Here is a 25513-nt window from a genome sequence, read left to right as displayed (position 1 = left end):
GCCATTATGAAAACTTCTGTAAGGTTTTAAACGAAATGTGAACACTTTCGTAAAGATGTATTTTTTATATTGCTTTAAAAAGAGATCCCCTTTACCATAAAGATGTAAACAAAATACTTCTTTAAAATTATGGAGGTTTTCTTATGCTATCACCTAAAACGATTGCTACCATCAAATCGACTGTGCCTGTGTTGGAAGTCCACGGAAATGCCATCACAACACGTTTCTATGACATGCTTTTCACAAACCATCCTGAACTGTTAAACATCTTTAACCATGCGAACCAAAAGCAAGGACGTCAACAGCAAGCGTTAGCGAATGCCGTTTACGCAGCAGCGAAGCACATCGATCAGTTGGAATCGATCCTTCCTGTCGTAAAGCAAGTTGCGCATAAGCATCGAAGTCTTGGTGTGAAACCAGAACATTATCCAATTGTCGGGGAGTATTTATTAAAAGCGATTAAAGAAGTGCTCGGGGATGCGGCGACAGATGAGATTTTGAGCGCGTGGGAAGAAGCATACGGCGTCATCGCAAGTGTGTTCATCGACGTTGAGGAAGAAATGTATAAAGAAGCAGAGGCACAGGTAGGTGGCTGGCGTAACGATCGCACCTTCGTAGTGGAGCGTAAAGAGCAAGAGAGTGACGTGATCACCTCATTTTATTTAAAACCTGTTGACGGTAGACCGCTCGCACCGTTCAAACCAGGGCAATACATCAGTGTCAAAGTAAACATACCGGGAGATACTTACACACACATCCGTCAATATAGTCTTTCAGATGTTCAGGGTAAACCGTACTACCGCATTTCTGTGAAAAAGGAAGAAAACCCTACGAAGCCTGATGGCATCGTTTCAAACTTTTTGCATGAAGGGGTAAAAGAAGGCGATACGCTGAGCGTTACTGCACCAGCAGGAGACTTTTATTTAGAAGAAGGTACGAATCCAATCGTTCTATTGAGTGGTGGAGTAGGGATCACGCCACTAATGAGTATGGTGAAGGCTAGTGCAACACAGAACAGAAACACGACGTTCATTCATGCGGCGATCAATGGGAATGTTCATGCATTCGATAAGGAAGTGAGGGCACTGGATCACTCTGCTCTTGATTATTATACGTGCTATGAATCGCCTACGAGTGAAGATCGAAGGATGGGATTGTTTAATAAAGAAGGCTATGTAACAGGTGAATGGCTAAAAGAAATTCTTACGTTTGATCAGGAAACACATTATTATTTCTGCGGCCCATTAGCTTTTATGAAAGCGGTGAGGGAAGCTCTTGAATCGCTCGGTGTGAAAGAAGAACAAATGCATTATGAATTCTTTGGACCAGCAGTCGCACTCGAGCCATCGATTCATTAAAATGCTGTTAAGACATTTCCGTTAATGTGGAAATGTCTTTTTTTCAATTGTTGAGGGTTGGTTGCCGGTTTGAAATAATTGTTAGAAGGCGGAGTCAGGTACGTACCTGACCCCATAGATAGGAGGGTATCATGAGAATTGTCAACGGAAAGCGAACGTTCGAGCTGCGTATGTTGTTAGACAAACCTTTATTCGCTCATCTTTCAACATCATCTGAAAATGGACCAAGAGAATCACCGGTGTGGTTTCACTGGGAAGACGAGTTTTTATGGATGATCGGCAACCCCGGAAACACCTTCCCGTTACGGCTTAAGGAAGAACCGAAGTGTGCCATTGGAATCGTTGATTTTGATCACAACACTGGGAAAGTTTGGCACGCTGGTTTTAGAGGGAAAGCGACGGTCGAACCGTTCGATCAAGCACTAGCAGAGCGCTTACTGTCAAAATACTTAGGTGAAAATAAAGAGGTTTGGGACCAAAGGTTTCAGCACCAGGATGAAGAGAATGTTTTGATTCGCTTCGTACCTGAAACAGTTGTAGTGAGAGATCAATCGTATGGCCCGAGTATTTCCAAATGAATCCATCTACTATATACTGAACAATAGCTTAGAGGGGAGAAATTACATATGGATAGTATAATTTTTGATCTAGACGGAACGATATGGGATCCGATCGATACGGTGATCGATGCTTGGAATGAGAGTATCAGTCAAAGTCCTCACACGGACAAACAGCTAACGCGTGAAGATTTCGAACGGTCGATGGGATTGCAGATGGATGAGATCAGTAAAATGTTTTTTCCAGATGTTCGTGAAGAAGAAAGAAAACAGCTCATCGATGCATGCGGGAAGAATGAACTAGGTACGATCGCCGAAAAAGGTGGATCTCTTTATGAGAACGTTCCTGAGGTTCTGAAGGTTCTTGCTCAGTCGTACAAGCTTTATATCGTAAGCAACTGTCAGGATGGGTATATCGAGGTGTTTTATGACTATCATCAACTAGGTGAACACTTTTTAGATTATGAGAACCCGGGTAGAACAGGGCTTTCAAAGGGTGAAAACATTAAGTTGATTATGGAACGAAACAACCTTCATAATCCTGTTTATGTAGGCGATACGGAAGGGGACAGAAAGGCTGCCAGGTTCGCTCAGATTCCATTTGTTTATGCAAAGTATGGGTTTGGTCAAGTGAGTGAGTATGACGAATCGATCGAAAGGTTCGATGATCTTTTAACATTGTACGGGAAATAGATGGGTAAAATAAAATAACCGCACTGCCTTTAATAAGGTGCGGTTTCCAAGGGCGTTATCGCGTTGCAACCTTGATCGTAAACGATGGAAAGTTAGCTCTTTCTGCATAAGATGCAGCTTCTTTGTACGTACTGAAGCAAACATCTAACGTGGTCCGAGCACCGTTGTCTTCGAGTACTGTGATCACCCACACACCGATCATCTCCGTAATCATTATTTCTTATTTTATTCAATAAGTATCCTCCATGTTCGGTGATTTTCGATAAAAATATACGTGTACAGACCAATTTTTTTATGAAGGGACACGATGAATTGGCATGGTTCTTGTTTGAGGTAACGACAGCAATAAGCCGATTTTGTGAAAGGTGAAAAAGCGTGAAGAAAAGCCGTATGGACCGAAGAGCAGGTAAGAACGTGAAGCTGTTTTATGGCATCGTGCTCGTTTTGTTTTCCATCTTGATCGCAAGACTATTTTACATACAACTTTTGCATTGATTTTCCAGCAAGGTTCTGATAATGTAATTTGAAATAGAGGAAAAGGTGTGAGTTCACATGGTCAACGAACGATTGTCATTCACACAACTTCATCATAACAACTAGCCTTGCTATTCGATTTTCTAAAAAGAAATCGCACATAGGAAGGCTATTCTTCATGAAACCGCATCGATTAAGTGACGAACTTAACTCGATGCGGTTTTTTTATACTTTTTTAGGAGGAATGGATATGAAGAGTTTTCAAAATGTAAAAGGAACGCAGGATTTTTTGCCTAAGGATCAGAGGGTAAGAAGGCAGATCGTCCGAACCCTGGAAGATTTGTTCATTCAATACGGATGCCAGCCGCTTGAGACGCCAATCTTGAATGAAACGAGCTTGATGGCTTCGAAGTACGCGGGTGGCGATGAGATTTTGGAGGAGATGTATCGATTATCGGATCGGGGAAATCGAGACCTTGCGTTACGATATGACTTGACGATTCCGTTCGCAAAAGTGGTGGCGATGAATCCATCCTTAAGCATGCCTTTTAAACGGTACGAGATCGGAAAGGTATTTCGAGACGGTCCCATCAAAGCGGGGAGGTTCCGCGAGTTCACGCAGTGCGATGTTGACATCGTTGGTGTCGATACACAGCTTGCTGAAGCAGAGTTGATGATGATGGGGTTAGAAGGCTATCGTCGGTTAAACCTCGATGTGGTGATTCAGTACAACAATCGGAAGCTGTTGATCGGCATGCTGAACGTTCTCGGAACGCCGCGTGACAGGGTGAACGATGTGATATTAACACTTGATAAGCTGCCGAAGATTGGTGTGGACGCTGTGGTGAACGAGCTAGAAGACAAAGAAGTATCACCTCAACGTGTAACGGCGATAAAGCAGTTTCTTGAAGATGAGGGGAATACGGAGCTTTCTTATTTTGAACGGTTCAGTAAGTCTGAGAGTGTGCTGAGAGAAGGGATTGAAGAGCTTAGGGAATTGCAATCTTATCTAACTTATCTCGGTATCGATGGGAAATGCGTCTTCAATCCTTTTTTAGCGAGAGGGTTAGATATTTACACGGGTACGATTTATGAAGTGTTCTTGACGAGCGGCAGTGTAACATCGAGCATTGGAAGCGGGGGAAGGTATGACAATGCGATCGCTGGCTTGATCGGACGTGATGAGCCGCTTTCAACGGTCGGAATTTCTTTTGGACTCGACGTGATTTATACCGCGATGAAAGAGGAGGTTCAGGTAAAAGAAAGCGCGATCGAGTATGTTATCATTCCTATAAACACAGGGGTGCAGGCGTTGAAGCTCGCGAAGGCTCTCAGGGACAAAGGAAATCGTGTTGAGGTTGATATGAGTGGACGAAAGGTAGGGAAAGTGATGAATAAAGCGGATCGAGAAGGCATTCCTTACGTGATCATCATCGGTGAAGAGGAAGTGAAAAACGGAACGTACAACGTGAAAAACATGGCAACGGGTGATGAGAATACAGAGCGGTTTGAATTTTGATGACGAGCCCATCGCTACTTTTCTTTCATTATTAGTGACATCACCATGGGCATTCATCATACACTATCTTGGGGTGAGGAAAATGCCAAGAGTAAAGTACAAAGATTCAGATGTTGCTTTGATGGCAAGGATGATGAGAGCTGAAGCCGAAGGGGAAGGGAAACAGGGGATGCTCTATGTAGGAAACGTCATCGTCAATCGTGCGCAGGCCGATTGTTTGGATTTCCAGGGATTACGAACCATTCCTCAGGTGATCTATCAGGTTCAGGGAGGCAACTATTCATTTGAAGCTGTCCAAAAAGGGAACGTTTTCTACCATCGAGCGCGAGAATCTGAGAAGCGATTAGCGAAACAAAATTTGGATTACTGGAGGCAGCATCCAGGGAAATACGCGCTCTGGTACTTCAATCCTTACGGGCCATGTCCTTCAACATGGTACGGTCAGCCGTTCTCTGGTCAATACAAAAACCACTGTTACTACGAGCCAGAAGGCGGCACGTGTGCGAGTGTTTATCGATAGGTGTTATTTGTATCAAATAAACCATAGTGAACGGGCTCGCTCGCTATGGTTTTTCTGTTATTTTCGCTTCCTTGAGAGTGGAGGTGGTGGTCCGATGACAACTGCGCCAGCACCTTCGATCGGCTCTAGTGCTGCAGCCATTTTCTTCGGCTCAATATTGTATGCTTGTTCGTAAACAGGAAGTGGCGTTTGCGTTAACATCGTAGAACCTTCCTGCGTTTGAAACTGATCATTGTTAAAGAATAGAAGCAGTTTTGTATCGTCAGAATCAGCTGAGATCCAGTGCCAGTAACCCATTGGGATGAACACCGTTTCGCCTGGTTTTGTCAGCTTGTACGTTTGTAGTTTATTGTTGTTAGGGTCAAGAATGCCAACGGTTGCTGAACCAGAAATAAGGTAGTCCAACTCCCATGCGTTCGGATGCCAGTGAGGTTCTCTAATAAACCCCTTCGACATATTTAGTTCTGCGACAGATCCGCCGATCATGGCAGGCATCTGAGTGGAAGATAAAAGATAGACGATGTTTTCTGGATCTCTTTCAAACAACACGCTGTTGTTTATATCAAAAAACAAATTTGGTGTACCTTTTCCACCGACTAGATTTCGGTTATCGGTGATATACCCTGAAACGGGACTCGTCATATGATTTCCTCTTTTCATGTCAAACTTCTCTATTATCATATGTACGTAAATTTATTTGGACTAGTTAGGGGTCTAGTTTCTAGCGAACTATGTTCTTGTCCTTTGCATCCTTCATTATAAGAGAGCTTACCCTGCTTGGATAAGCTCTCTTATACGTGGGAAGCGTTCATTGCTTTGAACTCTTGATGACCTTTGGTCTCTTGTATTTACTCTTTTTGGAGGAACTATTTTGCAGCTGCTTCATTTGGAGCTTCTGAGCCAGGTCGGTTTGACCGTTCTCGCTTCGACCGTTCTTTGTTCGTTCGTTATTAGTACTTGGAGCTACTTGAGGCTCTGGTGTTCGAATCGTTCCGCTACTCTCGCCAATAACACGAACCGTCTCTGATACCCGATCGATCGGTGCGTTCGATGTTTCTTCTAACAAAGCGAAGTGAAACTCGTAGTTGCCAGGTTCTCTAAATGTACCGAGGATCGTTGCACACGTATCCGGGTTAACGCCCTCGAACACAAACGTACCGAGGCTATCGAACGTGATCGGTGTACCATCCATAAAGAATAAATCAATATTCTGGGCCTGATCGGGATTGCCCAATGAAACGAGAACGTTTGTATTTAATGTTGGATTGCAGTCGATTGAGAATACACAGATAGACAAGATGTTTTGTACATCCGTATCGACGATAGAAGGGTTTCTGACGACTAAATAAAGAGACAACCGAATTAACCACCTTTCATAATCTATCTTAAAGTATATGCAAACGGGCTTTTATTGGATTGGATGACTTGCGTCTATTTTTTGGGAAGTGGATAACGAGGGTGGGTTCGACACCATTCGGGGAGTGACAGGCACTCCGCTAAGCCGTAGATAAGGTAGAAGATCTTTAGCCTATCAGGAGGAAGCGCTTATGTTCACAACCATCATGTCACTATTACTCGCGATCGTTCTTATTGCTTCAATCGTTCTCGTCATAAAGAAACGAAGAAAGGCGGGGCAAACTGGATTGAAGAGTGCGTTAACACCGATTTGCTTCTTTTCAATCGCCATCATCAACTTGTTCGGAATGTGGTTTGGTTTTCTTGGAGTGTTCATATGGTCCCTAAACATCATCTTATTGTTGGTAGGGGCATACTTTACGAAATACTCACTTGTCCAAGAAAAATGAGTTTCATAATCAATAACTACATATGAGGTGAAGAGGGTGTTATGAGATTGTCTCGCAACACCTTCTTTTACGTTCGACAGGATTCGGGGAGTGACAGGCACCCGAATCTTTTTTTTTCGGACATGCCCCTTTTTGCGCTTTCGTTTCGATATATAGGGTGAAAGCGAAAGGAGGTGACACACATGGCAACAGCTTCTCTTAATAGCACGCAGCTTCGTATGGTGCTTGACGTTGGAGTCGATGAGAAAGGTAAGACGATCTTTCGCAGCAAGAACTTCAACAACATCAAAGTCACAGCTTCGACGGATGCATTGTTCACCGTTGCAGCAGCGCTAGCTCCACTTCAACAGCACACGATGTTTGCGGTTGAGCGCAATGATTCTTCTGATCTACTAGGCTAGTACGCTATCCAACTAAATAAGGAAGGAGGTACCCGACATGGCAAAAACACTAGAACTTCAATTTCTTAACGCTGACAACAAGCCGTTCTCGATCTCACTTAGCGATCCGGTCGAGCCGGTAGATGCGGCAGCGATTTCCGCTGCGATGGACACATTGCTTCAACAAAACATCTTCTCTACTAGCGGTGGTGATCTTGTATCAAAACGAGGCGCTAGAATCGTTGAACGTAACACGAGCGACGTGATCATCTAATCTACCTGAGAGAGCACTTGCTCTCTCTTTTTCCAGTAGCTAAAAAAGGAGGGATTGTTATGGAGTCTTGGATGACACTCATCAGTGATGTTGGTTTTCCGGTCGTAGTGACGCTCTACTTGCTTCACCGCATCGAACAGAAGCTCGACACGCTGAACGATACGATTCTACAGCTGCCAGAGAACATCTCGTTACGTAACGATCACTAACCGGAGGATGGTGAGGGCTCCCTCACCACCTCACGCTTATACATATTGAAATACCAACTTCATAGTGAACAAGTCCTCGGCCTTTTCAAAAAAAGCAGAATGGTGCGAGGTGTCTTTCGTAATGCCTTTTTTCCGAAAGCTGTTCAGAACGTGGAACCCCTAGTAACACGTTTAAAATCTAAACTTGACAGGTTAGCTGAAGCCGATGAAATAACTTTAGCGTTCCCGCAGAACACGCAGTTCCCGATTTCTGCGGCGGGAGACTATGGCGTGAACAGCCCTAATGGTTCGGTGAGGTAACCAGGCGTACTACGGTACGGGTAGCAGGGAGAAGACGACGCACATGGGACTGGTTTCATGTGTAGAAAGCTCTCTGTTGAAGGAATTCAAGCGTTCAAATCGGGTGATACGGTGGCCCCCTCAGGCAAACTCAGTACCATTCAGGACGTCTGCTTTTTCTACAGTACTTCGTGCTGTAGAAAAGGTAGTCTTTCTCTGTCCAATGTTTCCTTATCAAATCTAGTTCATTCAGGTATTTGAAGAGCGGAAAGTCAAGGGAATCGTAACCGGTATGATAATAGATAGAGAGAAGTAAAGAGGGAAACGGATCGTTGATACAATGGAGATGTAAAAGCAGCTGTGTAAACAAAAAGGATGTTAGGTAGGGTGAGGGGCCGAGTCAGATTTGAGAGGGTTGAATGATACGAGAGGTGTAAGCCTAATCGGATCTAAATAAAGCAATAAACCGTATTGTGTGCTCTAAGGTTAGAATGAATTGCGCAAAGTTTTTAAGTAAAGCACCACAAAGAAATAAGAAAGGAACTTTAAGACTGTTGACGATTTAAAAAAGAGTTTTATGGCCCTTCTGTTTAACTTAAAGAAAGATGAATATCTGTAAATGCTTAGGGATTGGGAGCTTTCGAGTAAGAAATATGGTAGTTGAGAAGAAATAACCTATATAAAGCCGCCTTCTTAGAAAAAAGAGAAGGCGGCTTTTATCCTACCTAAACACTTAAGTGCAAGATATGTTGTGGTCCCTTTGGGCCCTCATAAATCTCGCCATGGTCTACAAAGCCAGTTTTCTTATAGAGACTAATAGCTGCTTGATTTCGTTGATTAACTCCAAGCACAACTTCGTTTATGGTAGGGAAGTGTTTGTTGATGAAACTTGGCAGCATGTTAAGTCCAGACTTTGCTAACCCTTGGCCTTGGTTTTCTTTATTGATTGAAAATGCAGTTAATAGCCTTGCATTTTCATTATTAGAATAGTTTAGTAATCTTGGCCCTTGCTCTAGAGCAAAATAACCTATTGCTTTTTCATCTTTTAAAATTAAAATATGTAGTGTCTGGTCTGAAAGTTTAGGGTCATTTATTTTCTGTAAAGGTAAAGCAGTGAACATTAATTGGTCATCTGGAAGGTGAAAGTTCGAAAGGTCTTTATCATAATTGCGATTGTATGTAATTAATTGGACAAGAGAATTTGTAGTCGGTGAATTCAAGGTTTTTACCTCCATTATTTGTAATATAAGTTGAGTATAGTCTAGTCATTCTCACGTTACAAACAACTTTTGCAACTTTGTTATAAATAAGTATCCGATACTGAGTTAAGCGATTAGGATCACATACAGCCGAGTTGGATTCCGGTTGAGAACGAAAACGATTGCTGTTTTGACAGTTCTTAATTGCTGAACCAATATGAAAAGGTATTGAAATCGAGCCATCTCTCGCTCCACCCATCGTCGTGTTGCCGGTAAAACTCTTCACTCTCTCCTCAATCCTATGAAATAACCAATAGCTCTGAATGTTCCTCTGAAAAAGGATACAGGGTAGAAAAGGAAGCATAAGGAGGCACGTGAGTTGGAAGAATTATTGAATGATTATATTGCAGAAATCGTTAAAAGCTGTCCACCGTTCTCGTCAAAAAGAGCAGTCCAAGAATACATCCAAGGGAGCGTTAATTGGGAGCGGGTTACGCTTCTTTTTGGTTAACTTAATTAGGGGGAGTTTGGAGTAAGTAACGGAATGAGCAGAAAAGGGGTAATGATCTAACGTGTATCCAAGCAAAAACCCTAAGGACTTATACCCTCAGGGTTCCACCTTTTATGCCTTCTTCCAGTATGCTGATTCCTTACTAGAACGTACAGGAGGAAACGTTTCCCCACTTTCTAGGCTGATGTACTTTTCATCTTCAGTTACGTTCCCACTGCCATTTCCGTTTGTTAAACCATCAAATTCATACTTTCCGTTCTCAGGTGCTTTTTCTCCAGTTTTGTAACGATCTGCCATGATTTCATCACTCCTACGTTTAAAATTTAGTTAGCTACATAGCGTATGTATCACGATACGATCGTTTTCAAACTGCTGAATGTGTAATTAAAACAAAAAGGCCAGGGGCTGCTGCCTCTGGCCTTTTTGAACTGCTTTACTCACAATCTTCTGTGTAAAGGTAGCCTACATCTCACTTTCCTCTTTCCCATTCGCATACTTGTAAAGAATTATCCCGATTGTAATGACCATGCCGATGGCTTTCAGAAACATATAGCCAAAGTCCCCTCTGGTTAAGTCAAAGATGATCGCCCCTAAGAAGAAGATAGCAGCTAGGATGAAAACAATCAGTTTTGCCTTACTCATTTGCACACCACCTTGTTTTTTATCCATTACCCTCTTCAGGTAGAAAAAAACAATATTTGTAAGGAAGTAGCATCTACTCAGTGACTACCTTTTTTCCGTGCCTTTCATTCGATTGATCGAGCAGCATTTTCGTAGTATCTCGGATGAGTGTTGGCAGGACATCGAACGAATAAGGTTTATAGACACGCTCTGTCCATTTGTGCCCGTCCTTTCCGTACACGCCCATGTTCACAGACGGAATGTTTAATTCACGTATGGCTTTGATTTGAATCGGATACGTTTTTGAGAGCTCAGGAAAGTTCTTCACGAGTGCGTCGATTTCATCATCCGTCTCATGCAGCGATAAGAAACTACCATCTGCAAGGTATGGAAAGAACTTCTTCACTGCGAACGTTTCCCCTGTGCGCTTTGCCGTTTCATCAAGATTCCGTTTCACAACATCAAGCAAAAGCTGGTCACGCTCACTTTCTCCCAAATAATTGTGGGGAAGGTAAGGAGGACCGAAGAAGATGATCACTCTTGGTTTCTTATCTGGATCAAGCTGTTGAAGTGCTTCTACAATTTTAAAACAAAGCATGCGTGCCTCGAGGTCTTCGTTTTCCTCGATGACTTGGGCAGTCACTGTGTCGACATCTGCGCCTTTTCCCTTCAACTCATCGATAAATGATTCAAGACTCGTAACTTCGATATGCCACGAGAGGTTTCGAGTCGGAAGACCCGTCCGCTTGATGAACGCTTGATAGTTCCCTGAAAGCGTTGCTTCGACCTCTATACAAGCATCCACCGTCAGTTCCTCAAGCTTTCTCATCACATCCTTCGCCGTCGCTTCATAAATAAAATAGTTAAAATACAAGTAGCTGCTTTTCGCGGTCTGAACGTTATAGAAATCTTTCGTGTCCTTCTGGTACAAACACGAAGGAGGTAGGATGAGCTCCCCAGGAATATTTTCAGCTAAGTTGATGTTGTTGTTGATTCTTCGATTGATTTCAGCTGAGATCAACGTTGAGTCGATTCCAGATAGGGTGTCACCAACATGCGTTTCTCTTCCATAAATATAAAAGCTCGGTAAAAGCTTTCCGGCTGAACCGGTATAAATATAGCGATGGGGATCACCGTCGTATTGAGGCGTCATAAAGTCAGCGTTGATTGCACAAACAAAGTTCAGTCCTTGCCGCTTCAATCGATTTAACTCTGATATCGCAGTTGTGATCCCTTTATGCTGGCTTTCTTCATCAGGATTGCCCATGTAGAGGATGTTTCCATTGAGCTCTTCTTGGTGCATCGAAAAATAGAGTAAGTTTACAAGATGCACCGCTACACCGCTCTGCATATCGAGTGCCCCTCGACCAAACAGCCAATCACCGGACTCAGCATCTTTCTTTACGTCTTGATCAAACTGATAGTCTTTGAAAAAGGTCTCTAACGCATCGGAGTTCAGCGCATCTTTTTTCAAGCTGCCATAATCATTCGTCCCTACTGTATCGAGATGCCCATGGAAGAGTATCGTGTTCTTCGTATCGTTTTGACTTTTAAGGAGTGCGAAGATATTCTTTCTGCCTAGTTTCTGATCGACAACCTGCTCCCAAACAAGGTGAGGATTCTTTTTGAAATATGGAAAGGATAGCAGCGTATCTTTAATAAAGTCCGCAACAGCTGCTTCTCCTGATGTACCGTTGATGCTTTCGATCTCAACCAAAGCCCGAGTGAGTATTTCTACTTGCTCTGGTATCGTTTTATCGACCAATTTATGATACATGAGCTTGTGCCCCCTTACTTGAGTTCACTAATGTAGTTCAAAATTGTACTACAATTTTATTGTAAGGCCTTTCTTTCGATTTGAATAGCCTAAATTTTTCAAGCAAGTGCTTGGCTTAGAAGCGTGGGTCGCTTATGCTAGTAGTACCGTACATTTAAAGTAGAGGGGATCACCTATGACAAAAAAGTCTGCTGAACAAAGGATTGTCGATAAGTTAAAACAAGCTATCTTGAGGAGAGAGCTTGCGCCCGGAACGAAATTAGTGGAAGCGATCATATCTGAAAAGCTGAACGTAAGCAGGACCCCGATCCGTCATGCGTTTCGGAAACTAGAAGAAGAAGGCTACGTGACGCTTGTGCAGAACAAGGGGGCGTACGTGGTACAGCCCGACATAAAGGAGATCATTCAGGCGTTTGAACTGCGGATCGAGCTAGAGTGTATCGCAGTAAAGTTCGGGCTCGATAAGGTCTCAGATCACGATATCTTAAGGTTAGAAGAGACGCTCGAAGAAGAGGTGAGCGTTTATAAAACAGAAGATATCCCAGAATACATCGCGCTTAACAAACGATTCCACATGCTTCTAGCAGACAGGAGCGATAATAAATACATAAGTGAATTTTTGCGTAAGGTGATCGATCAAATCGATATTTACCTGCGAATTTATGATGTCGTCGATACGAAGAGTGAGGAAAAGAACATAAGTCTCGATGAACATCGGAAGATTATCGAAGCGATTAAGAGCGGAGACGTCGAAGAAGTGCAAATCGCAATTCGCCATCATTTAGAGAGTACGCTCGATACATTGAAGCAAACTGCAGAAGGGTATAAATCACTTGATCAAATGTTGTAGGAAAGGAAAATAACGATGACGTATACATTTGTTCCAATGACATTGGAATACGCGAAAGAAATTGACGCATGGGACTATGAAGGCCGCTTCGAAGACCTCTTTATGAAACCGTACTTTACTTCTTATGAGAAAGACGGTGTGCTGATCGGGCCTGGTGGGTGTGATGGGTTCGTGGCTCTTGAAGGGGAAAAAGTTGCTGGACTGTTTGAGTTCACAGTAAGCGGTAATACAGTGGAGATCGGACTTGCTCTTCATCCTCGTCTAGTTGGGAAAGGGCTCGCCGTCGATTACGTGAACGAAGGAATTCAGTTCGGCTTAAATTACTATGACGCGAGGATCGACGTGGTTAGGTTAGAAGTGGAGAAAACAAATAAAGCAGCCATCCGAGTCTATGAGAAAGCAGGATTTAAGAGAGTGGACGAAACGGATGACGACATTGTCATGAAGCGAGATGTAGAATAACAAAAAATGATTGGAAGGTTAGTTGATTGAATAAGGCAAAGGAATCTAGAAAGTACGTATTATTTGTCATGGCATTTTTTATTTTGATCACGATCGATCGGTTTCTGATCGAAGCGAAATGGTTCGATTACCTTTATTATTTCTTCATGCTATCTGTGCTCGCGTTGATCAGCGTCATCCATTTCAAACAGAAAAAATGGGTGTATGCAGGGATCTTTACGATTATATTATTTTGGTATGTTTATGGGTTTCAATTCATTTAATACAAAAGACAAATTCATAGCAGCAAGGGGGAAGTGAACGATGAATGTCAATCGATTTAAGTTATGGCTCGGTGCTGTGATATTTGCTCTCGTTGCTTTTTTCATCACGAAGCTCGTTTGGAGTACAGTTCCGACTGCGTTCTTACTCGTTTATTTAATGGTTGGGTATCTTGTCATCTTCTTTTTAACGGTCATTATACAAAGTAGGAAAACGTAGCGGATGGGGGATGTGCGGTAGTGAAAAAGTTCGTTCTTTTGTTGGGAATCATCTTACTTCTTATAGCGGGGGTTATGTACTTTACCGATGTGGGAGCAGAAAAAGTTTCGTTAAATGTAAATGAAGAAGTTACGGTAGAAGGAATGAGCTCGCTCGATGTCAAAACAACGTCAGCAGACATTATTTTTCGTTCTACAACAGAGGAGAAGCTTTCTGTAACATTGGAAGGAACAGTCAAGAAAGATGGCGATAACCAGGAGATCGACGTGACAGAGAAAGATGGAAAGCTTCAAGTTGCGTATGTACCTGACAGTAAGCTTGGAGTTAATCTTGTAAGCAAAAATGTAACGCTCATTATCGAAATACCAGAGAATGCTTTTGAAACGTTGAACGTTCGTTCCACGTCTGGGGATATTGATGGTGAAGCACTTACGACCGATACCGTCATGATCGAGTCGACTTCTGGTTCTCATACGCTTGAAGGATTTACAGCCGCAACCGTTTCGTTAGCAGCTACAAGCGGAAACATAGAACTAGGCGAGAGCACAATCGAAGATCTTTCGATAGAGTCGACGAGCGGAAGTATCGAGGTTGATCGTCTAACTGCAACCTCTGGGGAGATCGAGGCAACGTCTGGAGATGTCACGCTCGTAACGGAAGAAGAAAGCGAAACGTTTGAGATCGAAACGACGAGCGGCAGTGTCGAGGTGATCTATTCAAAGAAGCCTACAGACCTTGAGGTAACGTTCGATGGAAACTCAGGAGAAGCTGATAGTAGCCTGAAGGATCTGTTATACAAGGAGAAAGAAGAGAACGAATTTCATGGTGTGATCGGAGAAGCGAAAAATAAGCTAGTGGTCGAAACTACGTCAGGAGATTTCTCGGTAAAATAAGTCACTCTGTCCTCTTGATTGAAACGGTTATTTGAAAAAGGGAGCTCGTCAACGTACTGACGAACTCCCTTTTCGTTTTATGAATCCGAATTTGCTGCTCTCGACGCGTAGGGATAGATCGGATCACGTAATGAGAACTCATACGTGTACCCGTCAACGATGCCGACGACTTTATCGCTTTTATAGAGATCGAGCATGAACGCGGCCATTTCTTTTGCTGTGTGATACTGCGGAACAGCTTGTTCATAGCTAAACTCATCTACATCCAACGAGCGTTCGGCAAATTCTGTTTCAGTTGCAGCAGGTGCCAGGACTTTGGCTTTCATCTTCGCCCCTTTTCCTTCGAGCTCTTGCGCTAACCCTTCTGTAAATGCACTAACGAAAAACTTTGTTGCACAGTACGTCACGGCATCGGCGACAATCGTGTATCCTCCCCCTGACGAGACATTAATCAGCTGTGTTCCTTCTTTATCCGCATAATCGCGAACGAAAAGAGACGACAGAATTGTGAGCGCTTCGTTATTTAATCGAAGCATCGTTTCGATCTTCGGTAAGTCTTGATCACCTACAGAATCAAAGTTCCCGAACCCGGCATTGTTGATCCACGTGTCGATTTCATATTCCTTAAGGTTTTCGTAAAGGTTATACACTTGTTCGTTGATCGATAAGTCGGCGACGCGCACGACGACGTCCAATTCTGAATTGATGTTTTGGATTTCCTTTTTTAGTGCTTCTAACTTTACTTCTCTTCGTGCGACAAGAATAAGATTCTTACCCTCTCCTGCAAACGTTAACGCCGTTTCATAGCCTATCCCTGAGCTTGCTCCAGTAATGACGGTGTATGTCATGTGAATTCCTCCTTTATTTGCTATGATCATAGCGTAACTGTTAAAGTTCACTTTAAGGCAAGCCGTTTGTTTTAAAAAATTGGAGGTTGCTATGTATTCGATAAGTGAAGTTGCCGCAAAGGTCAATATAAAGCCGCATACAATACGCTATTATGAAAAAGAAGGAATCATCGAGCCACTTAGGGATGAAAATGGTGTCAGAGAGTTTGATGACGCCCTCATCAAATGGCTCATGTTTATTAAAAAGTTAAGAGAAACCCAGATGCCGATCACGGACTTAAAGAAATATGCCCTTCTGTTTAAAGAGGGTGATCACACTGCACGAGAGAGGCTCATGCTATTAGAGAATCACCAAAAGAAGATTCAGCATCAGATTGAAACGCTCAAGGCAACAGACGAGATGCTCGATGGAAAGATCGCTGCATACAAAAAACATGTCCTAAATAAAAGTCATCGTTGAAAAAAGGGTTCCAACGCTTCATGTAGAAAAGTGAGTGGGGTGGGATTGAAAATTTGAAGATGAGGTGATGGCATGGCGTTACAAGTCAATCAAGTTTACTTGAACTTACCTGTAAAAGATCTTGATCGATCGGTATCCTTCTTCACTGAACTAGGCTTTGAATTCAACGCTGAGTATACGGATGATAAAGCAACATGCATGGTGATCAACGACAATACTTACATCATGCTGCTGGTAGAAGAGTACTTTAAGACGTTTACAAAAAAAGAGGTCGTGAATGCAAAGGATGGAACAGAGGCAATCGTCGCGATATCGGTGAGTAGCCGAGAGGAAGTCGACCGCGTTGTGGAGAAAGCTCTGAATTCTGGAGGAAAAGCGTCCTCAGATCCAGTCGATCACGGGTTTATGTATGCATCGAGCTTTCAAGATCCTGATGGTCACATCTTTGAAGTGCTGTCGATGGAGCAACCCGCGTAAGTTCTGATACAGGAAGCCGCTAGGAATCCCTAGCGGCTTTGTGCTTGCAATTGAGCTAAATACCGTTCCCCTTCTAACGTGATGTGAGTACCAGCTCGTCCGCGTCCTTTGATCACGTATCCGTCTCGTTCGAGGTCATTCAGGCGGAGACGGACTTGTTGTGGACTGAGTGGGGTGGTGGAACCTTTACTACTCTCGGATAAGTGGTTTCGGCTTGCAGATTTTCCTGCGTCGTTTCTCTCTTTAATCCCTTTTAAAATCATCTCATGTTCGTTTGCTTCCATACTGCTTTCGGGTAGTGTTGAAGGCTCTGGCGAAATTTTTTGCAGCCTGTCATGAGGCAGATCGTTCAATGTAATCGTTGAACCGCTTGCAACGACAAGTGCATAATCGATGATGCTTTTTAGCTGGCGGATGTTTCCTGGCCATTCGTACGTCTGAAATCGCTGAATCACATCATCATCGATCTTCATCCAGTTGCCGCTCTTTGTGACAAAATAATTCATCAGAAGCGTAATATCACTCACACGTTCTCTGAGTGGTGGGATGGAGAGATGTAGGACATTCAGGCGATAAAACAAATCTGACCGAAAAGACCCTTCTGCGATTTTATCCTGAAGGTTTTTATTCGTGGCAGCGATCACCCTAACGTTAACGGGGATGATCTTTCTTCCGCCGATCCTTCTGATTTCTTTCTCCTGCAGTACACGAAGGAGATGAGCTTGAACGGTCGAACTGATATCCCCGATTTCATCAAGAAAGATCGTGCCGTTATCGGCGAGTTCAAACAATCCTTTCTTACCGCCTTTTTTGGCTCCAGTAAACGTTCCTTCCTCGTACCCGAACAGTTCACTTTCAAGCAATGTCTCTGTTAATGCACTACAGTTGATGGCGATGAAAGGACCGTTTTTCCGAAGGGAGTGGCGGTGGATCGCATGAGCGAAAAGTTCTTTCCCGACGCCTGTTTCGCCGTGAATGAGAACGGGGTGCTCTGACATCGAGAGCTTCTTCGCAATCCGTTTGCACTCTGTTAAATGAGGATGCTCCCCTAATATATCGTCGAAGTCGTATTTCGCTACGAATCCTTTCTTATGCTGCTCTCGCTGGGCAGTTTTTTCAATTTCAAACGCTTGGTTTACACTTTTAAACGTTACGACGATGGTATGCTCACCTTCCATGTGCTGTCTGAACGCGACGACGTCGACGCCGTTCATCGAAAGGTACTTGTTTTCTTCTGTATCGTGAAGAATGAATTCATACAGTTCTTCATCGACGACGTCCTTTAGTGGCTGGTCGACGACTTCTTTTGCTGAAAGCTGAAAAAGGGCTTCAAGTCGATGGTTGAAAAGGGTAATTCGTTCTTTTCGGTTGATCGCAAGGATCCCATCATCAACTGTATCTACGACGTTTTGATAGTGTTCAGTCGTCCTCGTTGCTTTTTGTTCAGCGAACAGGATCTTTCGATGTAACGTGATCATACTGCGAATGTAGCGCTCAGAGACTTTAGAAGAAATCACGTCATCAAGATCGAAGTGATCGATCATCTTAAGGATAGTGGCCATATCAAAGGGCCTGACGCCGATGTCGATCACCGTATCGATGTAGGCGGGGCATAGGTGCGTTTCACCAGGGGATATGGCGATCGTGATATCATCATAAAACATCTTTCCTTTTTTATAAGGCACGAATTTGATGTGGTTGATGCCAAGCTGGTAGAGCGATTCGATCACGTCGACCGTCGTTTGATCGTCGTCGTTTACCATTAGAACGGTTTCGCCATCGGGGAGGGTCAATAGTTCTTCGATGTAATCGTGACGAATCGTTCTGTTGCCAACGACGACTTTTGGACTTTGGATCGTTGAGAGAGCTTCCGCTTCCAGTTTAGCGGCTTCAGAAGAATACAGAATGATCTTATCAGACCATTCGAGCGGGAGCCCTTCATCGACTGCGAACGAAGTGACAGAGATGTAATCTCCAAGCAGCTGGTCAAGCTGCTCTCGTAATACTTCCTTTGTTCGACTACTCCCAGCAATGAGCGTAAGGGTAGGCTGACTCATATAGACCACCTTCTTTTTCTTATTGGTTCTATTGTATCACCAATTAGTAACAAATGAACCCGATAGCAGGACGTATTTTCGTGATTTTTCTGACGATTAAGGAAGGTCAAAACTTGGCATGGAACTTGCATTGTATATAGTAAGCAGTCTAAAACCAATAGTAGTAACGGAAGGAAGGGGAAACATGAAGAAAGAAAAGAAAGAGATTAAAATGCCTCATACGTTTGTTATTGTCTTTTTTGTCGTATTGGCAGCGGCGGTTCTTACGTATTTCATCCCAAAGGGAACGTTTGAAACAAAAGATGTTACCTACGTACACCAGGGGCAGGAGCAAACGAAGACCGTACTTATTCCTGATAGCTTTTCTTATGTAAAGGACGAAGAAGGTAACGCTGTACGTGAAGGTGTGAGTCTGTTTGAGCCTTTTGGTGAAGCAGGGTTTCTAAACTATGTATTCGAAGGTCTCGTATCAGGGAGTAAGTGGGGATCGGCTGTTGGAGTCGTTGCCTTTATCCTCATTATCGGTGGTGCCTTCGGGATCATCATGCGAACGAAAGCGATCGACCAGGGAATTCTCTCGATCATCGATAAAACAAAGGGTCGAGAAGTATTGATCATCCCTCTAATGTTCGTCTTGTTCTCACTAGGCGGCGCGATTTTTGGAATGGGAGAAGAGGCGATCGCGTTCGCGATGATCCTTATCCCGCTCGTCGTTGCGCTTGGATATGATGCGATCACAGGTGTCATGATTACATACGTTGCGACACAGATTGGGTTCGCAACATCGTGGATGAACCCGTTCGGCGTTGCGATCGCTCAGGGTGTTTCCGGAATTCCTGTATTGTCAGGAGCACCGTTCAGAATCGTAATGTGGATCGTCTTCACGCTTGTAGGCGTTCTTTACACGATGTGGTACGCGAACCGCATCCGAAAGGACCCATCGAAGTCTCTCTCAACAGATTCGAATCAGTACTTTAAAGATTACAATAAAAATCAAGAATTGGACTCGCGATTTAGTCTCGGTCATGGACTCGTTGTGATCACGTTGTTTGCTGGGGTTGGCTGGATCATCTGGGGCGTTATTAAAGATGCCTACTACATTCCGGAAATCGCGACACAGTTCTTTACGATCGGTCTTGTTGCCGGTATTATCGGCGTCATCTTTAAACTGAACAACATGACGGTCAATGATATCGCAGATGGGTTTACAGATGGAGCGAAAGACCTGTTACCTGCCGCGCTCGTCGTTGGGATGGCAAAGGGAATCGTCATCATACTTGGAGGCGATGCAGCTGGAGAACCATCCGTTCTGAACACGCTTCTTTACAGTGCTGGGAACGTTGTGGACGATTTCCCTCAGGCTGTTTCAGCGTGGTTTATGTTCCTGTTTCAGTCGATCTTTAATTTCTTCGTTGTATCTGGTTCAGGACAAGCTGCACTCACGATGCCACTCATGGCTCCGCTCGCAGATATCGCAGGTGTAACGAGACAGGTTGCCGTTCTTGCATTCCAGCTCGGAGACGGATTAACGAACATCATCGTTCCGACGTCAGCAGCCCTTATGGGAACGCTTGGTGCTGCGAGAATGGACTGGGGAACATGGTTTAAATTCATCATCAAGTTTCAACTCGTGCTGTTTGCACTAGCATCCATTTTTGTCATCACAGCGTCACTCATGAATTTTCAGTAATAGCTTGGAGGATCGTACATGTTTACTATCATAAGAAATGCAGAAATCTACAATCCTAATCATCTAGGGAAAAAAGATGTGCTGATCGCGTTCAGTAAGATCGCGATGATCGGTGAAGGCATCGAGCTTCCTGAAGACATTCCACACAACGTGATTGAAGCAGATGGCAAGCTCCTTTTCCCAGGCTTCATCGATTCACACGTCCACATTATGGGCGGAGGCGGGGAAGGAAGCTACCGCACGCGAACGCCAGAACTCACGCTTAGTCAAGCGACGTCTTCAGGCGTCACCACATTGATCGGTGTGATCGGAACGGATGGCACGACGAGAACGATGCCAGATCTTATCGCAAAAGCAAGAGGGTTAGAGGAAGAAGGAATCACCTGCTACGTTCATACGGGAAGCTATCAAGTTCCGGTAAAAACGTTAACAGGTAAAATCGAGGATGACCTCATCTTGATCGACCGCGTGATCGGAGCAGGAGAGATTGCGATCAGCGACCATCGCTCCTCACAGCCAACAGTGGAAGAGATGGCGAAGATTGCGTCTGCAGCGCGTATCGGAGGCATGCTTTCTGGTAAGGCCGGCATCGTAAATATCCACGTGGGAGATTCCCCTACGAAACTAGCACTTCTTGAAGAAGTGGTAGAAACAACGGATATTCCGATCAAAACGTTCCACCCGACGCATATCAATCGAACGGAAGAGCTATTCCGTTCAGGACTAGACTATGCGAAAAAAGGTGGATACATCGACTTTACGACAAGCACCATCCCGCAATTTTTAGAAGAAGGGGAAGTAAAGTGCAGCACTGGGTTAAAACGAGCGCTAGAAGCAGGTGTACCTGTGGAACAGATCACGTTCACCTCAGATGGCCAGGCAAGCCTGCCAGCGTTTGATGCGAACGGTGAATTTGAAGGATTGCAGATCGGAACGGTTGCATCTCTCTACAAAGAGGTGAGGGATGCGATCGTGCAAGATGGCGTTCCAATCTCTGATGCTATCAAAGTGATTACGAAAAATCCCGCTTCCCTTCTAAGACTGAAGGATAAGGGTGAAATTGCGGTAGAAAAGGATGCTGACCTCGTTCTTGTGAACAAAGATTTTGAAGTCGATACCGTGTTCGCAAAGGGACAGCTGATGGTAGAAAACAAAGAGGTCCTGGTGAAGGGGACGTTTGAATAAAGAAGTAAAATGCACAAACCGATGTTTGTGCATTTTTTTGTGCTAATAACAAAAATTTACATTTTAAAGGTATTGTTCATCTAATGTTGAATGGTAGTGTAACAATATCAAAAAAGGGGGAAGGTAAAATGATATTTTTGACTGAAAAGCTCACAAAAAGTATTTTAGACCCAATACATGGCTTGATCAGAATGACAGAAGAAGAAATGCATATTATATCTCACCAGTTATTTAATAGGTTGCGAAAAATAAAACAAAATACATTTTTGTACTATGTGTTTCCGTCCGCAAATCATACAAGGTTTGAGCATTCTATAGGTGTTATGAACCTTGCGAGTGAGATGTTCATAAATGCATTTTATAATGCAAATACTCTAATTCAAAAGAAGAAGAAATATAATATTGATGATAATCGTACTGTCCTATGTATTGATGAAGTTGAAGATATTGAAAGTATTTTTTTAGATTTAAGAATTGCTGCATTATTACATGATATAGGTCATGGTCCTATGTCACACCTTTTTGATAAATTTGCAATGAAAAACAGACATTTTATTGAGATGATGAAAGAAGAAAATTTCAAAAATCAAGGAGAAGAAATAGGGCGCGAATTAGCAAGTTCTTTTAATTCTATCTTTGAAACAAATAATTTATTTGATAAGAATATTGAGCATGAATATGTTTCATATTATTTTTCGTTAAATGTACTATCTGATATAGGAGTAAGTAATAAGCGAATTAGGCGAATCCTTACGATAATGAATGGTCATTTAGACTTGGAAGAGATTAGTATTACTAAGGGGGAAAAAACATTAAATATCCTCCCCTTACTAAATGACATTGTTGCTGGTGCACCTCTTGACTGTGACAGAATGGATTACTTACTTAGAGATAGTTATTTTTCAGGAGTTAAATACGGTACCTACGATTTGAATAGACTTCTAAAATCTTTGTTGCCATTTATTCATCATGAGCAAAACTCCGTTAAGTTAGGTATCAAGAAAAGTGGATTACCTGCAATAGAAAATTTTTTACAAGCAAGGTATGAATTGTTTGTGCAAGTTTACTTTCATAAAACTAACCAAGCTTGCAATACAATGCTAGATCATGCTACAAGAAATATAAAGGAATTAAATTTCTTAAACTTTGAAAACATAAGGGAATTAAAGGAGAAATATCTTTCTCTATCTGATGAAAAATTTTTGGAATCTATTTATGATGAATTAATTGAGCGGAATAACTTAGTTGACTCAAAAACTATGAGTAATTTACTTTCTAGAAAACTTTGGAAGAGAGTGTTGGAGGTTCATCCAGAACCTGGAAAAGAAAGAAAAGAGGATTTGAACGAAATTCTTATAAGTAGTAAAAAATATATTTTGGATAAAGATCCTGCATTTGAACCATATGTTAGGGAAAATTTGAATACTTCAAATCCTGTAAAAGATTTAGATAAAGAAAAAGCTGTTCTTTTGGTAAAAGATGACGATGAAAATTATATAATAGAAAAAGATACTGATTGGGTAAGTGATTCAATAATCTTCAAGGCATTATCCAGGAAGTATATGGTGGGAAGAATCTACATGGAAGTTGACACTAGTAATAATGAAAGTAAAGAAAAATTCCGGGCTTATAAAAAAGAAATAAGAAATAAATTGTAAATGTAAAAAATGTAAAAAATCTTAAAAACAGGAGACTATGCTTAAAGCGATAGTCTCCTGTTTTTATATAAATTAATAAATCGCTGATACTTACTATAATTAGTAATTTCATAATTACATTCCAGATTATTTAAAGTATGAATTATTCTTAAACATTCCTCATTTGAAACTACATTTTCCACTTCTAACTCATAACTAGAAATTTCTCCAAAGAAGAGAGTATGGTCAAGTTCAAATGTGTTGTGATCGAGATAATTTAATTTTGTTCTATTGTTTTCTATCATTCCTATGTATTTAATCTCTGTTGGTTTAGTGTTAACACTTTCTAACAAACCAATGATATCTTTACTGATAAAGCTTCCAATGTTTTGGGAATTTTCTTTTAAATTATTCAAATTCTGTTGGTTAACACTGAATGAGTACTCAAAAGATGATTTAATCAAACTTTCTTTTAGAGATTTACTTTTTAAGCACCCAAGGATTTTATCTTCTTCAATTCTTATTCTAAGAGTACATCCATTTTTGTATAAAGTGAACTCGTCAGTATCAAAGTAATGGTTTATCTGGGATTTATAATCAGAATGTTTGTTTAAAGCTAATATCTTATTAAAAGATTCCTTATCAAGCAAAACTTTAAATTCGTTCTCTACTAATATCATTTTTTCCTCCTTCGCCCAAAATAGTTTGTTTTACTTATTCAATTTCTATCAAGCAAAACCTTCTCTCAGAATGATGGAATTTTTAATTGGTTCATTATGGTTTTTTTTTTATGACCAATAGTAGTATTCAAAACTCATTTTCCGTACAAACACGTGTGGAAAAGCTTGGCACGGAACTTGCATAATAGTTTGACAATAGAAGAAGGGAGAGAGTGTCATGAGTAGATGGAAACGAACGACTGCTTTACTAGCAGCGGCCTTTTTAGGAATCTTTTTAGTCGTACAGGGGATTCAAAAGCCTGAGCCAAAAGCGAGTGCTTCCAGTGGAGGCGAAGAAGGAGCGCTTGTGATCGTTGGAGGTGCACTTAGCCCGGACAATGAAGAAGTGTACAACAAGTTCCTCGCGCTAGCTCAAGCGAAAAGAGGCGTTGAAAAGGAAGACCTTAAAATCGGTATCCTGCCAACAGCAAGCTCAAGCCCGATCGAGAGTGCAACTTCTTATAAGAAAGACTTTGTGACGTACGGTGCAACGGAAGGAAACATCGACATTCTTCCGATCGCAGTCAACGATGACCGCTCGACAGAAGAAGACGAATCGAAGTGGGTCGATAACGGCTCCGATGAGGAACTAGCAGAACAAGTAGACCAGTACGATGCAATCTGGTTCGTTGGAGGAAATCAGCTACATTATACGACGACGCTTCTTAAAAATGACGAAGAAACGCCGGTGCTAGAGGCGATCAAAGACATCCGTGAAGAAGGAGCGGTGCTCGGTGGTTCGAGCGCTGGTGCTGCGATCATGAGTGATCCGATGATCGGAGCAGGCTCTAGCCTTGGTGCGTTGAGCGACGGTGTGACGGATCGTGATAACTACGGTGACGCGGAGGATAATCGCGTGTTCTTAACGGAGGGGCTAGGATTTTTTGAAGAAGGGATCGTCGATCAGCACTTCGTAAAACGTGGCCGATTCGGTCGATTGATGGTTGCGGCATGGGAATCTAATCATGAAATGGCGTACGGAATCGATGAGAACAGCGCGATGGTCGTTTACCCTGAACGTGAAACGATTGAAGTGGTTGGTGAAAGTGGACTCGTTATCGTCGACCTCGCTGATGCAAAAAAGACGAAAGACTACCCTGCTGCGATGAAAGATGTAAAGATCAGCTATATTGAAAAGGGAGACCGCTACAACTTTGAGTCGAAAACCTATGAGATTACAGAGGACAAGCCACTCATCACCGATCCTTATTATCAGCCGAATTCTGCGAACACAGGGATCTTTGGTGAAGATGCGCTAAAGCAGGTGTTAACCTATGATCTTATCGATAATACCGCAACGACAGCCGTTGGACTAGCGATCGATTTAACGGATGAGGACCGTGGTGAAGGATTCAAGCTGACGTTTAAAGAAACGAAGGACACAAAGGGCTACTGGGGTAAAATTGACGGCGTCGAATCGTACGCTGCCGTAAATGTAAACCTCGACCTTGCCCCGATGGAAGTGAAGTTGAAAGTAGATAAGATAAAAGAAAAGAAGATGGAGGAATTTGAGTAACGGCGACGATAGAATAGTTACTTCGACAACCTTGCCACTAGTAGTTTACTAGTATCTACATGT

General features: G+C 42.6%; 31 protein-coding genes. 21 read left to right on the top strand and 10 right to left on the bottom strand.

Translation table 11 applies throughout. From position 1 onward, the window contains the following. Positions 1 to 143 precede the first annotated feature (143 nt). The 3 genes from hmpA to ACXADT_RS19500 all read left to right on the top strand — a co-directional run bounded on the left by hmpA (position 144) and on the right by ACXADT_RS19500 (position 2608). A complete protein-coding gene (gene hmpA / locus ACXADT_RS19510) occupies positions 144 to 1358 on the top strand; it encodes an NO-inducible flavohemoprotein (RefSeq protein ID WP_270181021.1) in 1215 nt (404 codons plus the stop codon). 131 nt (positions 1359 to 1489) lie between these two features. Continuing rightward, complete coding sequence (locus tag ACXADT_RS19505) at positions 1490 to 1936, top strand: pyridoxamine 5'-phosphate oxidase family protein (protein ID WP_474832448.1); 447 nt, start codon at positions 1490 to 1492, stop codon at positions 1934 to 1936. Between the two features lie 48 nt (positions 1937 to 1984). Then, the gene (locus tag ACXADT_RS19500; RefSeq protein WP_474832447.1) at positions 1985 to 2608 is read left to right on the top strand and encodes an HAD family hydrolase; all 624 of its coding nucleotides are present in this window, start codon (positions 1985 to 1987) and stop codon (positions 2606 to 2608) included. Positions 2609 to 2663: 55 nt separating this feature from the next. Here the strand turns inward: ACXADT_RS19500 and ACXADT_RS19495 are convergent, their stop codons facing one another. Further along, positions 2664 to 2810, bottom strand: a complete 147-nt coding sequence (locus ACXADT_RS19495) for a hypothetical protein (protein WP_474813342.1) — start codon at positions 2808 to 2810, stop codon at positions 2664 to 2666. A gap of 516 nt (positions 2811 to 3326) precedes the next feature. Here ACXADT_RS19495 and ACXADT_RS19490 point away from each other — a divergent pair. Both ACXADT_RS19490 and ACXADT_RS19485 read left to right on the top strand, forming a co-directional pair. Next, positions 3327 to 4601 carry a histidine--tRNA ligase gene (locus ACXADT_RS19490; protein WP_474834593.1) on the top strand — a complete coding sequence of 425 codons (1275 nt, stop codon included), beginning with the start codon at positions 3327 to 3329 and terminating at the stop codon, positions 4599 to 4601. A gap of 82 nt (positions 4602 to 4683) precedes the next feature. After that, positions 4684 to 5121 (top strand): cell wall hydrolase, encoded by a 438-nt coding sequence (locus ACXADT_RS19485; RefSeq protein ID WP_270181026.1) that lies wholly within the window; start codon positions 4684 to 4686, stop codon positions 5119 to 5121. Positions 5122 to 5178: 57 nt separating this feature from the next. Here the strand turns inward: ACXADT_RS19485 and ACXADT_RS19480 are convergent, their stop codons facing one another. Both ACXADT_RS19480 and ACXADT_RS19475 read right to left on the bottom strand, forming a co-directional pair. Next, positions 5179 to 5781: a cupin domain-containing protein gene (locus ACXADT_RS19480; protein ID WP_474835856.1), complete on the bottom strand. Its 603-nt coding sequence runs from the start codon at positions 5779 to 5781 to the stop codon at positions 5179 to 5181. A 148-nt stretch (positions 5782 to 5929) separates the two neighbouring features. Next, entirely contained in the window at positions 5930 to 6478 is a 549-nt protein-coding gene (locus tag ACXADT_RS19475) for a hypothetical protein (RefSeq protein ID WP_474832445.1), read from the bottom strand. A gap of 190 nt (positions 6479 to 6668) precedes the next feature. On the opposite strand from ACXADT_RS19475, the gene ACXADT_RS19470 reads away from it, so the two are divergent. From ACXADT_RS19470 to ACXADT_RS19455, 4 genes are all read left to right on the top strand, one after another. Continuing rightward, positions 6669 to 6926, top strand: a complete 258-nt coding sequence (locus ACXADT_RS19470; protein ID WP_474832444.1) for a hypothetical protein — start codon at positions 6669 to 6671, stop codon at positions 6924 to 6926. Between the two features lie 182 nt (positions 6927 to 7108). Continuing rightward, a complete protein-coding gene (locus ACXADT_RS19465; protein WP_270181030.1) occupies positions 7109 to 7327 on the top strand; it encodes a DUF1659 domain-containing protein in 219 nt (72 codons plus the stop codon). A gap of 37 nt (positions 7328 to 7364) precedes the next feature. Further along, on the top strand, positions 7365 to 7580 hold the full coding sequence (locus ACXADT_RS19460) for a DUF2922 domain-containing protein (protein ID WP_474813335.1): 216 nt from the start codon (positions 7365 to 7367) through the stop codon (positions 7578 to 7580). 59 nt (positions 7581 to 7639) lie between these two features. Further along, a complete protein-coding gene (locus ACXADT_RS19455; protein ID WP_270181032.1) occupies positions 7640 to 7789 on the top strand; it encodes a YvrJ family protein in 150 nt (49 codons plus the stop codon). Positions 7790 to 8793: 1004 nt separating this feature from the next. Here the strand turns inward: ACXADT_RS19455 and ACXADT_RS19450 are convergent. After that, the gene (locus ACXADT_RS19450) at positions 8794 to 9288 is read right to left on the bottom strand and encodes a GNAT family N-acetyltransferase (RefSeq protein ID WP_474832443.1); all 495 of its coding nucleotides are present in this window, start codon (positions 9286 to 9288) and stop codon (positions 8794 to 8796) included. Positions 9289 to 9646: 358 nt separating this feature from the next. Here ACXADT_RS19450 and ACXADT_RS19445 point away from each other — a divergent pair, with 358 nt between their 5' ends. Then, the gene (locus ACXADT_RS19445) at positions 9647 to 9778 is read left to right on the top strand and encodes a hypothetical protein (RefSeq protein ID WP_474832442.1); all 132 of its coding nucleotides are present in this window, start codon (positions 9647 to 9649) and stop codon (positions 9776 to 9778) included. A gap of 111 nt (positions 9779 to 9889) precedes the next feature. On the opposite strand, the gene ACXADT_RS19440 is transcribed toward ACXADT_RS19445, so the two are convergent. From ACXADT_RS19440 to ACXADT_RS19430, 3 genes are all read right to left on the bottom strand, one after another. Next, complete coding sequence (locus tag ACXADT_RS19440) at positions 9890 to 10075, bottom strand: YjzC family protein (protein ID WP_224877835.1); 186 nt, start codon at positions 10073 to 10075, stop codon at positions 9890 to 9892. Between the two features lie 165 nt (positions 10076 to 10240). After that, positions 10241 to 10420 carry a hypothetical protein gene (locus tag ACXADT_RS19435; protein WP_474832441.1) on the bottom strand — a complete coding sequence of 60 codons (180 nt, stop codon included), beginning with the start codon at positions 10418 to 10420 and terminating at the stop codon, positions 10241 to 10243. Between the two features lie 73 nt (positions 10421 to 10493). Beyond that, positions 10494 to 12176: a M20/M25/M40 family metallo-hydrolase gene (locus ACXADT_RS19430; protein ID WP_474832440.1), complete on the bottom strand. Its 1683-nt coding sequence runs from the start codon at positions 12174 to 12176 to the stop codon at positions 10494 to 10496. Between the two features lie 175 nt (positions 12177 to 12351). Here ACXADT_RS19430 and ACXADT_RS19425 point away from each other — a divergent pair, with 175 nt between their 5' ends. From ACXADT_RS19425 to ACXADT_RS19405, 5 genes are read left to right on the top strand one after another with little or no spacing between them, the layout of a single operon-like run. Further along, positions 12352 to 13026, top strand: coding sequence for a GntR family transcriptional regulator (locus ACXADT_RS19425; RefSeq protein ID WP_474832439.1), 675 nt, complete (start codon positions 12352 to 12354; stop codon positions 13024 to 13026). A 15-nt stretch (positions 13027 to 13041) separates the two neighbouring features. Continuing rightward, positions 13042 to 13488, top strand: coding sequence for a GNAT family N-acetyltransferase (locus ACXADT_RS19420; RefSeq protein ID WP_474832438.1), 447 nt, complete (start codon positions 13042 to 13044; stop codon positions 13486 to 13488). A 26-nt stretch (positions 13489 to 13514) separates the two neighbouring features. Continuing rightward, positions 13515 to 13751, top strand: coding sequence for a hypothetical protein (locus ACXADT_RS19415; RefSeq protein WP_474832437.1), 237 nt, complete (start codon positions 13515 to 13517; stop codon positions 13749 to 13751). 40 nt (positions 13752 to 13791) lie between these two features. Beyond that, on the top strand, positions 13792 to 13968 hold the full coding sequence (locus tag ACXADT_RS19410) for a hypothetical protein (protein ID WP_270181041.1): 177 nt from the start codon (positions 13792 to 13794) through the stop codon (positions 13966 to 13968). Positions 13969 to 13988: 20 nt separating this feature from the next. Next, positions 13989 to 14861, top strand: coding sequence for a DUF4097 family beta strand repeat-containing protein (locus tag ACXADT_RS19405; protein ID WP_474832436.1), 873 nt, complete (start codon positions 13989 to 13991; stop codon positions 14859 to 14861). A gap of 77 nt (positions 14862 to 14938) precedes the next feature. Here the strand turns inward: ACXADT_RS19405 and ACXADT_RS19400 are convergent, their stop codons facing one another. After that, complete coding sequence (locus ACXADT_RS19400; protein WP_474832435.1) at positions 14939 to 15709, bottom strand: SDR family NAD(P)-dependent oxidoreductase; 771 nt, start codon at positions 15707 to 15709, stop codon at positions 14939 to 14941. A 91-nt stretch (positions 15710 to 15800) separates the two neighbouring features. Between ACXADT_RS19400 and ACXADT_RS19395 the strand changes: the two genes are divergently transcribed. After that, positions 15801 to 16169, top strand: coding sequence for a MerR family transcriptional regulator (locus tag ACXADT_RS19395; protein ID WP_474832434.1), 369 nt, complete (start codon positions 15801 to 15803; stop codon positions 16167 to 16169). 72 nt (positions 16170 to 16241) lie between these two features. Beyond that, positions 16242 to 16646, top strand: coding sequence for a VOC family protein (locus ACXADT_RS19390; RefSeq protein ID WP_270181045.1), 405 nt, complete (start codon positions 16242 to 16244; stop codon positions 16644 to 16646). A gap of 29 nt (positions 16647 to 16675) precedes the next feature. On the opposite strand, the gene ACXADT_RS19385 is transcribed toward ACXADT_RS19390, so the two are convergent. Further along, complete coding sequence (locus ACXADT_RS19385; protein WP_474832433.1) at positions 16676 to 18703, bottom strand: sigma-54 interaction domain-containing protein; 2028 nt, start codon at positions 18701 to 18703, stop codon at positions 16676 to 16678. Between the two features lie 184 nt (positions 18704 to 18887). On the opposite strand from ACXADT_RS19385, the gene yfcC reads away from it, so the two are divergent. From yfcC to ACXADT_RS19370, 3 genes are all read left to right on the top strand, one after another. Continuing rightward, positions 18888 to 20393 carry a putative basic amino acid antiporter YfcC gene (gene yfcC / locus ACXADT_RS19380; protein ID WP_474832432.1) on the top strand — a complete coding sequence of 502 codons (1506 nt, stop codon included), beginning with the start codon at positions 18888 to 18890 and terminating at the stop codon, positions 20391 to 20393. A gap of 18 nt (positions 20394 to 20411) precedes the next feature. Beyond that, on the top strand, positions 20412 to 21578 hold the full coding sequence (gene iadA / locus ACXADT_RS19375) for a beta-aspartyl-peptidase (protein ID WP_474832431.1): 1167 nt from the start codon (positions 20412 to 20414) through the stop codon (positions 21576 to 21578). Between the two features lie 128 nt (positions 21579 to 21706). Continuing rightward, positions 21707 to 23236: an HD domain-containing protein gene (locus tag ACXADT_RS19370; RefSeq protein ID WP_474832430.1), complete on the top strand. Its 1530-nt coding sequence runs from the start codon at positions 21707 to 21709 to the stop codon at positions 23234 to 23236. A gap of 41 nt (positions 23237 to 23277) precedes the next feature. Here the strand turns inward: ACXADT_RS19370 and ACXADT_RS19365 are convergent, their stop codons facing one another. Beyond that, the gene (locus tag ACXADT_RS19365; RefSeq protein WP_474832429.1) at positions 23278 to 23895 is read right to left on the bottom strand and encodes a CYTH domain-containing protein; all 618 of its coding nucleotides are present in this window, start codon (positions 23893 to 23895) and stop codon (positions 23278 to 23280) included. Positions 23896 to 24112: 217 nt separating this feature from the next. Between ACXADT_RS19365 and ACXADT_RS19360 the strand changes: the two genes are divergently transcribed. Continuing rightward, on the top strand, positions 24113 to 25450 hold the full coding sequence (locus ACXADT_RS19360; RefSeq protein WP_474832428.1) for a cyanophycinase: 1338 nt from the start codon (positions 24113 to 24115) through the stop codon (positions 25448 to 25450). The last annotated feature ends 63 nt before the right edge of the window (positions 25451 to 25513 follow it).

It is taken from the genome of Anaerobacillus sp. ABR4_321 (assembly GCF_056158505.1).
Note: the sequence above shows the minus strand (reverse complement) of the source record. Positions and strands in the feature narration are given on the sequence as shown.

Bases quoted from the DNA above. Each gene is read 5' to 3' on its own strand.
- hmpA (WP_270181021.1), top strand. From the start codon at position 144: ATGCTATCACCTAAAACGATTGCTACCATCAAATCGACTGTGCCTGTG.
- ACXADT_RS19505 (WP_474832448.1), top strand. From the start codon at position 1,490: ATGAGAATTGTCAACGGAAAGCGAACGTTCGAGCTGCGTATGTTGTTA.
- ACXADT_RS19500 (WP_474832447.1), top strand. From the start codon at position 1,985: ATGGATAGTATAATTTTTGATCTAGACGGAACGATATGGGATCCGATC.
- ACXADT_RS19495 (WP_474813342.1), bottom strand. From the start codon at position 2,810: ATGATCGGTGTGTGGGTGATCACAGTACTCGAAGACAACGGTGCTCGG.
- ACXADT_RS19490 (WP_474834593.1), top strand. From the start codon at position 3,327: ATGGATATGAAGAGTTTTCAAAATGTAAAAGGAACGCAGGATTTTTTG.
- ACXADT_RS19485 (WP_270181026.1), top strand. From the start codon at position 4,684: ATGCCAAGAGTAAAGTACAAAGATTCAGATGTTGCTTTGATGGCAAGG.
- ACXADT_RS19480 (WP_474835856.1), bottom strand. From the start codon at position 5,781: ATGAAAAGAGGAAATCATATGACGAGTCCCGTTTCAGGGTATATCACC.
- ACXADT_RS19470 (WP_474832444.1), top strand. From the start codon at position 6,669: ATGTTCACAACCATCATGTCACTATTACTCGCGATCGTTCTTATTGCT.
- ACXADT_RS19465 (WP_270181030.1), top strand. From the start codon at position 7,109: ATGGCAACAGCTTCTCTTAATAGCACGCAGCTTCGTATGGTGCTTGAC.
- ACXADT_RS19460 (WP_474813335.1), top strand. From the start codon at position 7,365: ATGGCAAAAACACTAGAACTTCAATTTCTTAACGCTGACAACAAGCCG.
- ACXADT_RS19455 (WP_270181032.1), top strand. From the start codon at position 7,640: ATGGAGTCTTGGATGACACTCATCAGTGATGTTGGTTTTCCGGTCGTA.
- ACXADT_RS19440 (WP_224877835.1), bottom strand. From the start codon at position 10,075: ATGGCAGATCGTTACAAAACTGGAGAAAAAGCACCTGAGAACGGAAAG.
- ACXADT_RS19435 (WP_474832441.1), bottom strand. From the start codon at position 10,420: ATGAGTAAGGCAAAACTGATTGTTTTCATCCTAGCTGCTATCTTCTTC.
- ACXADT_RS19430 (WP_474832440.1), bottom strand. From the start codon at position 12,176: ATGTATCATAAATTGGTCGATAAAACGATACCAGAGCAAGTAGAAATA.
- ACXADT_RS19425 (WP_474832439.1), top strand. From the start codon at position 12,352: ATGACAAAAAAGTCTGCTGAACAAAGGATTGTCGATAAGTTAAAACAA.
- ACXADT_RS19420 (WP_474832438.1), top strand. From the start codon at position 13,042: ATGACGTATACATTTGTTCCAATGACATTGGAATACGCGAAAGAAATT.
- ACXADT_RS19410 (WP_270181041.1), top strand. From the start codon at position 13,792: ATGAATGTCAATCGATTTAAGTTATGGCTCGGTGCTGTGATATTTGCT.
- ACXADT_RS19400 (WP_474832435.1), bottom strand. From the start codon at position 15,709: ATGACATACACCGTCATTACTGGAGCAAGCTCAGGGATAGGCTATGAA.
- ACXADT_RS19395 (WP_474832434.1), top strand. From the start codon at position 15,801: ATGTATTCGATAAGTGAAGTTGCCGCAAAGGTCAATATAAAGCCGCAT.
- ACXADT_RS19390 (WP_270181045.1), top strand. From the start codon at position 16,242: ATGGCGTTACAAGTCAATCAAGTTTACTTGAACTTACCTGTAAAAGAT.
- ACXADT_RS19385 (WP_474832433.1), bottom strand. From the start codon at position 18,703: ATGAGTCAGCCTACCCTTACGCTCATTGCTGGGAGTAGTCGAACAAAG.
- yfcC (WP_474832432.1), top strand. From the start codon at position 18,888: ATGAAGAAAGAAAAGAAAGAGATTAAAATGCCTCATACGTTTGTTATT.
- iadA (WP_474832431.1), top strand. From the start codon at position 20,412: ATGTTTACTATCATAAGAAATGCAGAAATCTACAATCCTAATCATCTA.
- ACXADT_RS19370 (WP_474832430.1), top strand. From the start codon at position 21,707: ATGATATTTTTGACTGAAAAGCTCACAAAAAGTATTTTAGACCCAATA.
- ACXADT_RS19365 (WP_474832429.1), bottom strand. From the start codon at position 23,895: ATGATATTAGTAGAGAACGAATTTAAAGTTTTGCTTGATAAGGAATCT.
- ACXADT_RS19360 (WP_474832428.1), top strand. From the start codon at position 24,113: ATGAGTAGATGGAAACGAACGACTGCTTTACTAGCAGCGGCCTTTTTA.